The 12,814-nt window shown below is 42.4% G+C and carries 5 protein-coding genes; 4 read left to right on the forward strand and 1 reads right to left on the reverse strand.

The genetic code is table 11. The annotated features are described in order from the left end of the window. Positions 1-369: 369 nt before the first annotated feature. The 4 genes from ACVW0P_RS05580 to ACVW0P_RS05595 all read left to right on the forward strand — a co-directional run bounded on the left by ACVW0P_RS05580 (position 370) and on the right by ACVW0P_RS05595 (position 11,697). Positions 370-3,399, forward strand: a complete 3,030-nt coding sequence (locus ACVW0P_RS05580) for a SusC/RagA family TonB-linked outer membrane protein (protein ID WP_457131205.1) — start codon at positions 370-372, stop codon at positions 3,397-3,399. Between the two features lie 13 nt (positions 3,400-3,412). Then, a complete protein-coding gene (locus ACVW0P_RS05585; protein ID WP_457131206.1) occupies positions 3,413-4,957 on the forward strand; it encodes a RagB/SusD family nutrient uptake outer membrane protein in 1,545 nt (514 codons plus the stop codon). Positions 4,958-5,047: 90 nt separating this feature from the next. Next, complete coding sequence (locus tag ACVW0P_RS05590; protein WP_457131207.1) at positions 5,048-8,347, forward strand: VCBS repeat-containing protein; 3,300 nt, start codon at positions 5,048-5,050, stop codon at positions 8,345-8,347. A gap of 5 nt (positions 8,348-8,352) precedes the next feature. After that, on the forward strand, positions 8,353-11,697 hold the full coding sequence (locus ACVW0P_RS05595; protein ID WP_457131208.1) for an FG-GAP repeat domain-containing protein: 3,345 nt from the start codon (positions 8,353-8,355) through the stop codon (positions 11,695-11,697). A 2-nt stretch (positions 11,698-11,699) separates the two neighbouring features. On the opposite strand, the gene ACVW0P_RS05600 is transcribed toward ACVW0P_RS05595, so the two are convergent. Next, positions 11,700-12,638, reverse strand: coding sequence for a hypothetical protein (locus ACVW0P_RS05600; RefSeq protein WP_457131209.1), 939 nt, complete (start codon positions 12,636-12,638; stop codon positions 11,700-11,702). Positions 12,639-12,814 lie beyond the last annotated feature (176 nt).

The raw sequence follows: 12,814 nt of genomic DNA on the forward strand, positions 1-12,814 counted from the left end.
GGGTTATATTTTCAGGTTAGTTATTTTATTTAACTTGCTGAAAATCAAATATTTAACTTTTATAAAGTCTATATTTTTTTTCAAATGAATTAAAGTAGTAGGGAATGATGCGGCATACATACATCTTTGTATAGAGGTAAAAAGTTTTAAAGGCCGACCAATCCTTTAATATTACTCCAATAGCTTTAAAAGGCATATTTATAAACCAATATATACTGTACTATTTTATTAGCGTTTTCAACAGGCATTAACGTTGCACTGTACCATCAATAATCAACTTGTCGCATTTTTTGCGGGCTTGTGTTTTTGATGTAAGCATGAACCATGTACTAACTTTTATATAACCAATTATCAATTAAACCACAAACTATGCAATTTAAACACTTACTCACATTATGTTTTTTTGCTTTAACCTGTTTCTTTGTTCAGCCTGCCCTGGCCCAAAACAAGGTTATTACAGGTAAGGTAACAGACAAAAAAGACGGCTCTACGCTAATTGGCGTATCGGTAGGCGCTGCCGGCGGTGTTGGTACACTAACCAGTGTAGATGGTACCTTCAGGCTTTCGGTACCGGTAGGCACAACCGCTTTAAACTTTACCTACATTGGCTACAAAAGCCAAACCGTTCAGCTTAGCGGCCAAACATCAATCGCTGTATCGCTCGAATCAGCAAATACATCTTTAAACGAAGTTGTAGTTATTGGTTACGGTACGCAGCGTGTGCGTGATGCTACGGGTTCTGTGGCATCTTTAAGCCCTAAAGATTTTAACAAAGGCGTTATATCAACGCCAGATCAATTATTACAGGGCCGTATTTCTGGTGTACAGGTAACGCCATCAAGTGGTGAACCAGGTGCCGGTGCAACTATTAATATACGTGGTGCAGGTTCTATCCGTGCAGGTGATGGCCCATTATACGTAGTTGATGGTATCCCTATCGATCAGGGCGGCGGTACATCAGGCGGTTATGGTGTGGGTGCCGGTAACTCTTCGGCACGTAATCCGCTAGCATTTCTTAACCCTTCAGATATCGAAAATATATCGGTGTTAAAAGATGCGTCATCATCTGCTATTTACGGTTCACGTGGTGCAAATGGTGTTATCTTGATCACTACCCGCAAAGGTCGTAAGGGTCAGGGTGTTCAGTTCTCTGCAACAACAAGCCTTGCAAACACTGCAAAACGTTATGACGTACTTAATCGTGATGAATTCTTAAAAGCGGTTGAAAGTGTAGGTGCAAATGCAGGCCCCGCATCAGCAGGTGGTGTTGATTACGGAGGTAATACCGACTGGCAAAAAGAGATATTCCGTTCAGCAATTTCTCAAAACTACAACGTTAGCTTTGGTGGCGGCAGCAATACAGGCAACTACCGTGCTTCTGTTGGTTATGATGACCAACAGGGTACTGTTAAAAACTCTGGATTAAAGCGTTTAAACGCCCGTTTCAATGGTGGTCAATCATTTTTTAATGAAAGGCTTAAGTTTGAGCTTCAGTCAACTTACTCAAATGTAAAAGACCAGTTTGCCCCAATTACAAATAATGCCGGTTTTAACGGTAGTTTAATTGGTTCGGCAATACAACTTAACCCTACAGCACCTGTGTTTGATGATCAGGGCCGTTATTTTAACCTAAATGGTTACGAAAATGGATTTCCTAAGGGTAATACGTTCAGGAACCCGGTTTCGTTGTTAAACCAAATAGATGACAGGGATAACATTAACAGATTTTTGAATAACCTAACCATGACCGTTAAGTTATTTGAAGGCTTATCTTACAAGGGCAATTTTGGTGCGGATGTATCACGTGGACTGCGTAAAACTTTTTATGATCCAGGCGTTATTGGATATACAGATGCAATTGGTATAAGGCAGGTGAACTTCCCGTCTCCTACCGGAAATGGTACTGCTATTAAACAGTACAATGAAGTAACTAACATAACCACTGAGCATACATTAAATTATGAGAAAAAGTGGTCTGATAACAGTTCATTAACAGGTTTATTAGGTTACTCATACCAAACCTTTAAAAACTTTAATCGTAACGAGTTTGGTTTTAAGACATCAAAACCTGGTGTGTTGGTGAAAGATTACAACGATTTTCAACAACATTTGCCTTACCCTGTGGGTGATAGCTCGAGCTACAGGTTGCAGTCGTACTTTGCACGTGTAAATTACTCGTATAAAGATCGGTACATTGTAACAGGTACAATACGCCGTGATGGTTCAACCCGTTTTGGTGACAATCACAAATATGGTAACTTCCCGGCCCTTGCGTTTAAATGGCGTATAAGCAGCGAAAGCTTTATGCCCAAAAGTGGCTTTTTTGATGACTTAAGTTTAAGGCTTAACTACGGTAAAACCGGTAACCAGGAAATCCCTTCTTATGCATCTTTAAATGTTAACCGTCAGCTAAACTTTGATGGTAGTGCAGTTACTTCAGATTACCAGGGTAACCCCAACTTAAAATGGCAATCCAATACCACTTATGGCGCTGGTTTAGATTTCTCGATAATAAAAGGTCGCTTAAACGGATCTGTTGATTACTTTAATAAATCAATTACCGACCTGTTATTTTATCAGGATATTGCACAACCGTCATTATCTTCAAGGGTATATCTAAACTTACCGGCTAAAGTTCTAAATAAAGGTGTTGAATTAGGTTTAAACTTTGCAGCTGTGCAGGGTACTAAATTCACCTGGGATATAGCTTATAACATGACGATCATTAAAAGTAGTGTAAGCAACTTTGTAGGCCGCAACATTGTAACAGGTAATATTGATGGCCAGGGTTTATCTGGTGCATACGCACAACTTATTGCCAACGGTTTACCATTATTTACATTTAACGTACCTAATTATGCAGGCTTAGATGCCAATGGTTTCGGTATTTATCCGCAAGGTATTGATGTGCTTAGCGTACAGGGTAGCCCAAATCCTAAATTTACTGCGGGTTTAACCAACAATTTCAGCTATGGTAACTGGAATTTAAGTTTCTTCCTGAATGCTGCAACAGGTTTCCAGATCTACAACAACACTGCTAACGCGTTTTTCTACAAAGGCAATCTTGTTAGCGGCCGTAACGTAACTAAATCAGTAGCAGCAACTAACGAGAACCCACTTAACTCTGGCGAGGTTTCGACCCGTTTCTTGGAAAAAGGTGATTTTCTTAGATTAAGCAACGCATCAGTTGGTTACACGTTCCCTGTAAAGAACAGTGTATTTAAAACTTTAAGATTATCGGTAACTGGCCAAAATTTGTTCCTGATAACCAGCTACACTGGTCTTGATCCGGAGGTTAACACAGATAAACAAAGAAATGACGTAGCTTCAAGAGGCATCGATTATACATCATACCCTAAAGCAAGGATTTTTACATTGGGTTTAAACGCAAGTTTCTAAATAAAAAATTAGTATGAAAAAAATAACTATAAAAGCACTGATCTGCGGTTTGATTGTTACAACTGCTGCAGGATGTGCAAAGCTTGATGAGAAGCTTTACGGCTCTAAGTCATTAAAAGATCCAAATGCGGCAGCCGGATCTGCCGACTTAAACGGTGTATACTCGCAATTATATGGTCAAACAGATCAGGCAAACACTTACGCTTTGCAGGAACACCCTACGGATGAAATGATGGGCCCGACGCGTGGAACTGACTGGGGAGACTTTGGTACCTGGCGTAAATTGCACACGCACACCTGGACGCCAACACACAACCAGGTTAATGATACCTGGGATCAGTTAAACATTGGTGTATTTAGAGCCACACAGGTAATTAGCAAAGCAACGGACAACAACGTTAAAGGGCAGGCAAGCTTTTTACGTGCCTACTTTATGTTCCAGGTTGTAGATTTGTACGGCCAGGCGCCTTTCCGCGAAGCTGATGCACCGGTAGAGTCTGTTCCACGAGTAATGAGTCGTGCTGAAGCAACCGACTTTATTATTAAGGATCTTGAATTTGCAGAAACAAATTTGCCGGCTACATCAGCCAACATTGGTGTTGCTAATAAAGCAGCAGCACAGGCGTTACTTGCGAAGGTATACCTAAACAAAGCGGTGTATACTGCATCTACAACCGGCGGGCCTTTCACATTTGCACCGGCAGATATGAACAAGGTAATTGAGTATGCTAATAAAATAACAGCAGCAGGCTATACGTTAGAGCCGGCCGGTAAGTATTTCCAGGATTTTGCATGGGATAACTCAGAGCAGTCTCACGGTAACATATTTGGTTTATACAACACAGAAACCAGCGCACCTGCATCTGCCAAAAACCGTTGGAGAATGGAATTGCATTACAACCAAACACCAGATGGATGGAATGGCTTTACAACCCTTGCAGACTTTTACAATTCGTTCCAGGCAGGTGATGAGCGCCGTGGCGTAGCTTACCCGGGCTTAACTGATAAAGTCGGCTTAAGGGCAGGTTTTGCGGTTGGTCAGCAATTTGGCCCTGGTAATAAAGCTTTAACTCAACGTAGCGGTAAACCACTTATTTTTACACCAGAGGTTAACCTTAACTTTTCTACAGAGGCACAAGGCATCAGGGTGTTCAAATACTTCCCTCATCCTAAAGCAGACAACACCGTTAATGATGATAACTCATCAAACGATTACGTGATTTTACGTTATGCCGATGTGCTTTTAGAAAAAGCTGAAGCTATTATGCGTGGTGGTACAGATCCTAACGGCCAAACCCCATTAGCAATTGTAAATGCTATCCGTACCCCGCGTGGTGCAACAGCGTTAGGTACCGTTACTGAAGCTGATATGCTTGCAGAACGTGGCCGCGAGTTATACTGGGAGGGTTGGAGAAGGAACGATCAGATCCGTTTCGGTAAATTCAACGATCCGGTTGACCAGCGCCCTACCGCCTCAGATAAAACACGCACTATATACCCAATTCCACAACGTGCAGTTGATACTAACCCTAACTTAAAACAAAACGCGGGTTATTAATTGTAACGAGTTTCCAATTAGTTATATTTGATTTGATATTTTAAACGTAGCGAAGTAATTCGCTACGTTTGTTTTTTGTGCCTAATACAAATGATCAATAAGAGCTATTATTTAACCATCATTGTTATTTTACTTGGCTTTACAGCGTGCCGTAAAAAGGGCGTTGATAACCCTTTGTTCTCTATACAGGATAACAATAAACTGGGCATCAACTTTATTAATAAGTTAGATGAACAAGACAAAACCAACGTTTTTACATTTCGTAACTATTACAACGGCGGCGGCGTTGCCATTGGCGATATTAATAACGATGGGTTGAATGATATTTATTTAACCTCTAACCAGGGCGGCAACAAATTATACCTTAACAAAGGCAACTGGCAGTTTGAAGACATAACCGATAAGGCGGGCGTTAAAGGCACCAAATACTGGAGCACCGGTATTACCTTGGTTGATATAAACGGCGATGGCTGGCTGGATATTTACGTATGCCACAGCGGTAATATTATCGACAGGAAGGGCAACGAACTTTTCATCAACCAAAAAAATGGCACTTTTAAAGAGGAAGCCGCAAAATATGGATTGGTGGATAATGGATTATCTACCCAGGCAATCTTTCTGGATATGGATAACGATGGCGATCTGGATTGTTTTATCCTTAACGACTCATTCAGGCCTATTGGCTCGTTCGATTTTAGCCAAAATTTGCGCGCTGTTGTTGATGAATTGGGTGGCGCACGCCTTTACCGTAACGATGGCGGCCACTTTACCAATATTACCAAGCAAGCGGGCATCTTCTCAAGCGATATTGGTTTTGGTTTAGGTGTTTCGGTTGCCGATATCAACAACGACGGCTACCCGGACATTTATGTATCTAACGATTTTTTTGAACGCGATTACCTGTACATCAATCAAAAGAACGGTACTTTTAAGGAAGACATTCAAAACGAAACAGGCCACCTGAGCCTGGCCTCGATGGGGTCGGACATTGCCGATATAAACAATGATGGCAACCTTGATATTTTTACTACCGAAATGTTGCCCGAGGGTGATAAAAGACTGAAGAAGATGACATCATTTGAATCGTTTGATGTGATCAAACTAAAACAACACGATGGCTACTTTAACCAGTTTATGCAAAATTGCCTGCAGCTTAATAACGGCGATGGTACTTTTTCTGAAGTGGCATTTAAAGCTGGCGTAAGCGCCACCGACTGGAGTTGGGGAGCACTTTTCTTTGATATGGATAATGATGGCTGGAAGGATATTTTTGTATCAAACGGTATCTACAAAGACCTTACCGACCAGGATTACGTAGAGTTTTTAGGCAACCGCGAGAATATGGATAAGATAGCCGAGAAAAAGAAATTCGACTATAAAGAGTTTTCGAACAACATGAAATCTACCCCGCTAAGCAACTATGCTTATCACAACAATGGCGACCTGACTTTCACTAATCAATCAACCAGTTTTGGCCTTGATGAACCAGGATTTAGCAACGGGGCCGCCTACGGCGATCTTGACGGTGACGGCGACAACGACTTGGTGGTGAATAACGTAAACATGCCTTTGTTTATTTACAAAAGCAACGCGGAAAGGCTTCATAATAACTTCATTCAAATTAAGTTACAGGGCGAGGGGCTTAACCGTTTTGGCGTTGGGGCAACTATAAAAGTTTTCTCAAAAAACGCTTCGATGGTTTATTACCAACAGCCAACCCGGGGTTTCGAAAGCAGCACTTCACCAAACTTGCTTACCATAGGCATGGGCAAAATAAAACAGGCCGATTCTATCCAGGTTATTTGGCCGGGCGGTAAGTACCAGGTAGCTAAAAACGTAAAAACCAATAAAGTTTACACTTATAAAATTGCAGATGCTACAGCACAATACAACTTTGCCAAACCGCTAATAAAAACTTTGTTTGTTGATGCGGAAAAAACGCTATTTGATTCGGTACCCGCACACAAAGAGGATGGGTTTATCGATTTTGATAACGAGCGATTGATGCTGCAAATGTTATCGACAGAAAACCCGTATATGGCTAAGGGCGATGTTAATAAAGACGGCCTTACCGATTTTTATTTCGGTAGTTCAAAAGATAGCCCGGCAGCAATATACATCCAGCAAAAAAATGGCAGGTTTAAACAAACCATCCCGCCCGATCTGGAAAAACAAAGTTACCTTGAAAACGCCGGTGCTGTATTTGGCGATTTTGACGACGATGGCGACGAAGACCTTATTATTGGTGTAGGTGGCAACGCAGATGAGGCCGGTACAAATATTTATTACCCGCGCTTTTACGAGAACGACGGGCAAGGCAACTTTCATCGCAACGCGCAAAAGGCTATCCGCGTGCCGGTAAATGCATCGGTAATTACCGCTTGTGACTATGATAAGGACGGCCACCTGGACCTGTTCATTGGTGGGCGCAGTATTCCCGGTACTTATGCGGTATCGCCCAACTCATATGTAATGCATAATGATGGCAAAGGCAACTTTACCAATGTAACCAACGATGTATTAGGCGCTGATGTTAAACCCGGTATGGTAACCGCGGCAGAGTGGGCAGATATCGATAATAATGGCTATCCCGATCTTGTGATTGCCGGTAACTGGATGGGCATTAAGATCTTTAAAAACAACAAAGGAAAATTTACACCCGACAGGCAGCTGGATAATTATAAAGGCTGGTGGGGCAGCCTTGCAATTGCTGATATAAATGGTGACGGCAAACCGGATATCATTGCAGGCAACATCGGCTTAAATTCTAAATTTAGCGCAACCAAAGCCCAACCCATGAAGATCTATGTAAAAGATTTTGATGGTAATGGTACTAAGGAATGTGTTACATCAATTTACCGCGAAGGTACCGCTTACGTGTTCCACATGAAGCCGGACCTGGTGGGGCAGATGCCTATCCTAAAAAAACAATATCTAAAATATGCCGACTATGCAGGCAAGCCCTTTACCGAGGTTTTTACACCAGAGATGTTGCAGGGTGCAGAAGAACATGAAATGAATTATCTGTCGTCTGCAGTGTTTATAAACGGAGCGGATAATAAGTTTACCGTAACGGCCTTGCCTTACAATGCCCAGCTATCAAACGTGAGCACCATTTTGTGTGATGACGTTGATAACAGCGGCACTCCATCAATAATACTTGGGGGTAACTTTTATGGCTTTAAACCCGAGGTTGGCCGTTTAGATGCAAGTTATGGCTCAATTTATAAGTACACTAAAAACGGATTTGTTTATATTTCACCAGCAAAAAGCGGCATGAAATTAAACGGACAAATACGGTCATCGTTGATGGTCAAAAACGCCGCGGGTACCAAATACTATTTATTTGGGGTAAATGATGATAAGCTTAAAGCTTACAAATTACGTTAAGCGATATGCCAAAAGCTAAAACTAAAAAGCCGGTATCGAAGCCGTATAAACCGATCTTGTTTTTTTGCTGTGCTATTGCTGCGGGTATAATTATTTATACATCGTGCAAGACCCGCAAAAGCGGCGAGGGTATTTTTAAACTGCTGTCCGCCAGCCAAACCAATATCGATTTTGTAAACAAGAACACCGTATCAGATTCTGTCAACATACTCGATTACCTGTATTTTTATAACGGCGCGGGTGTGGCATCTGCCGATTTTAATAACGATGGGTTGGAGGACATCTACTTCGTATCTAACCAGGGGCCAAACAAATTATACCTCAACAAAGGGGACCTGAAATTTGAGGACATCACCGCTAAGGCGAAAGTTGCAGGTACCGGCAGTTGGAAAACCGGCGTAACCGTAGTTGATATAAATGGCGACGGTTTAAAGGATATTTACGTTTGTGTGGTAGCCAATTACAAAGGGTTTAAAGGCAAAAATCAGTTATATATAAATAACGGCGACCTTACTTTTACCGAGAGCGCCGCCCAATACGGCCTCGATTTTTCGGGATTCTCTTCACAGGCATCCTTTGTTGATTTTGATAAGGATGGCGACCTGGATATGTTCCTGCTTACCTCATCGGTGCATAGCAACGATACCTATGGCGACTCTACCCTGCGTTTTAAAACCAGCCACGACGCCGGCGATCACCTTTTTAGGAATGATAATAATAAGTTTACTGATGTTACCACCGGATCTGGCATTTACCAGGCGCCGATAGGGTATGGGTTGGGTGTAAGCGTGGGCGACCTTAACAACGATGGCTGGGACGATATTTACGTAAGCAATGATTTTTTTGAACAGGATTACTACTACATCAACCAAAAAAACGGAACTTTTAAAGAGGAATTAAAAAGTGCCTTTGGGCATACCAGCTTGTTTTCGATGGGGAACACCCTTAGCGATGTAAATAAGGATGGGCACCTGGATGTGATAAGTACCGATATGCTCCCCGAAGAAATGACGGCGCTAAAATCGACCATAAACGATGAGCCGCTTGACATTTATAACCAGGAGGTAAACGCGGGGTACTATTATCAATATTCAAAAAACAGCCTCCAGTTAAATGTGGGCAACGGCAAAAAGTTTGTTGATATAAGCCTTTACTCGGGCATGTCGGCAACGGACTGGACGTGGTCGCCGCTTGTGCAGGATTTTGATATGGATGGGCGTAAGGACATGTTTTTTTCTAACGGGATAAAAAAGCGTTTGAACGATATGGATTACCTCAAATACCTGGGCGACCCTAACGTAATAAAAGATTTTAAAACCAGCCGCTTTTTTGATAAGGAGAAAATTAACCTGATGCCCGATGGCGACGTGCATAATTACCTTTATCACGGTGCCGATGGGCTAAAGTTTAACGATGTATCGGGTGGGAACGATATGGAGGAGGCCTCGATATCGGCAGGCTCGGTAGCGGTAGATCTTGATAACGATGGCGACCTTGAATTGGTAACCAACAACATGGATGCCCCGGCGTTCATCTATCAAAACATGACGATGGAGAACCATAAGGATAATAAGCCATCGTACTTAAAGCTTAGCGTAAAATACACCAAGGCAAACCCTGATGGTATCGGCACAAAGTTGTTTTTAAAGTCAACCAAACAGGTGGATCACCAGGAGATACAAACCAGCACCGCTTTTGAAAGCACACAGGGCAGCAACCTGCTATTTACATTTTTACCCGATGATAAACCGGTTGAATTGATGATACTTTGGCCGGATAACTCCTACCAGATAGTGACAGATTTTGCGCCGGGTAAAAAAACAGTGATAACTTATGTTAAAAATAAAACACAGGTGGCTATAGATGTGCCAAGCCTTATAAATGGTTTTGTTAGCAGCAAAAGTCAGTTTACTTATACCGATGTAAAGGCAAACGTGCTGGCTACCGTGCAGCCATTTGAAACCCCCGATTTTAATTATTACGGCCTTTTGCCGCATGCTTATTTGCCGCATACCCCCGCCCTGGCTATTGCCGATGTAAATAACGATGGCGTTGATGATATTTATGTTGGCGGCATAATTGGCGAAGACAAATACATTTTGGCGGGTGGCCTCAATGGAGCTTTTACCAAAATATTGGTAGATGCTTTTGTGCCCTTTAAACAACAGGGCGATACCGAAGCGCAATGGGTTGACGTAAATAACGACGGCCTGCCCGATCTGGTGGTGCTAAGTGCCAACCACCCCTTTACCGAGGCCGGCAAAAGCATACCGCCGCGCCTGTATATCAACAAGGGGAATTATAAATTTGAGTATAAGGCATTGCCCAAGTTCGACGGGCTTGTAGCTAAGATATTGGCTTACGATTTTGATGGTGATGGTAAAAAGGACCTGTTGTTTACCAGCAGTGTATCGTTCCAAAACTATACTAAACCGGCAGCATCGGTGGTATTGCTCAATAAAGCCGATGGCGATTTTGCAATTGCGGCTAAAAACCAATATGCCGATTTAACAACCATCCCCTACGTAAATAATTTTTCGGTAGCTGATGTTGACCATAATGGCACCGACGATATTGTTGTTAGTGCCGAGTGGCAGCCCGTACAAATTTTCCTGAACAAGGGTAAAAAGCTACATAAGTTTTCGTCTCCGGTGTTGGATAACGAGAAGGGTTGGTGGCAGTCAGCCATTGTTACCGATATTGATGGCGATGGCAAAGCCGATCTGATAGCCGGCAATTGGGGCGAAAACAGTAAGTATAACGTAAATGGCAAACAGCCGCTATACGCCTACAACAACGATCTGGATAACGATGGTAAGAACGACCTCATCCTTTCGTACTTCTACAAAGATAATTACTACCCGTTCCGCCCGAAAAACGATCTGGAACAAGAGCTGCCGTATCTTAAAAAGGAGTTTTTGAGCTTCCGCAAAATGGCTGATAAAACCACCGCGGAGATCTTTAAAGATAACATAACCGATAAAGGCCGCCTGGAGGCGAACCAATTCAGTAGCATTTACATTAGTGATATTTTAAACGCGAAAACCATAACGCCGCTGCCATATTTGTACCAGCAGGCACCTATCCGCTCTATAACCCCGCTTAATAAACAGGGTGATGTTTTGCTGAATGGCAACTTTTGGGGTGTAGTACCTTACGAAGGTAAATACGATGCCCTTGGTTTGGTAACCGCCCATTACGATAAAGGCACCAAACAAATGTCGACACCGCAGTATTGGGTAAATGGCATGATAAACCCGCAGGAGATAACGCATCTCTATCCGTTAAAAAACGGCGATAGCTTCGTTATTACCACCTATGATGGCAGGGTGATGCTGCTTACCAAATAACCTTAAAATATCGGCCAGAAAATTTTGGTGGTCCATTTTGCGGTATCGGGTTGGGCAAGCCTGTTGGTAACCAAAACCTCGAACGGCATAGCGGGCGATATTAGGCGGTGCGCCTTTTGATAGTTTTTTAACTGTGTAAAAGCGTTAATAATGGTGTTTTTGCCACCGGTTACATCAGCTTCTAAAGCATTGCCATTTTTTACCAGCATGTTTATCTTCATGTTTTTGCCCGGCATAATATTTTTATTTATGGGGATAGCCACCATTATCTGGTAGCCATCTGTTTCGCCGGGGTGCACGTTAAGCATCGGCGAATCTACCGCCGTGGCGTGTTGCAAACTTATCTGTTGCTTAAGCGCGGCAACCAGGCTGTATATGGTTTTTGGTGAGGGATAATCATGTGTATTAGTGCTCGATGCCAAAACTATGGGGTTTTTAATGGGGCTAACACGTACTTTCATTCCATAAATATTGGTATCGGTTTGCATGAATTTTTTAAAGCCCGATAAAATGGTGTTAAGATCTTTAGTTAAGCTTTTTGTTTTTACAAACTGGGATACGCGTTCAAAAGGGTTAAGGCTGCTTTGCATTTCGGTAAACCAGGTAACGCGGCAACTACCTTCGCCAATTGTCGCGTAAATAAGCTGGCTGTTTACTTCCATCCCGTCAAACTTTATTAGTGCCTGCATATCGCTGTTGGTGTTTCGCTGCAACAGGTAATCAGTGCCGTTAAAGTTGTAAAGGCTGCTGTCGGCCACGTTGTGCTGGCCCGGCCACCACTTAGCCCAGGGGCGTTTGTTAACCAAAAATTTTGACACGTTTACGTCCGTAGCGTCCATTTCAACTACGTTGGTTGTTTTTATTTTTTGTGGGATAATAAAATAAACGCTGATGAATGCCAGCAACAGGATAGCAAATAAAATAACGAAGGGTTTTTTCATAACAAGCAAGGCAATAATATAGCGCGACACGGGCTTGGTTGGGCGCAAGTTTCGCGCGGTAAAAGTAATTATTTAAGCGGGTTAAAATCAAACAATATACGCACTTAGCAATTACCGAAAAAACGCTATATTAGCCTGTAATCATACAAAAGCCGATATAAATCCGATGGCCCGTT

The organism is Mucilaginibacter sp. UYNi724 (assembly GCF_054057495.1).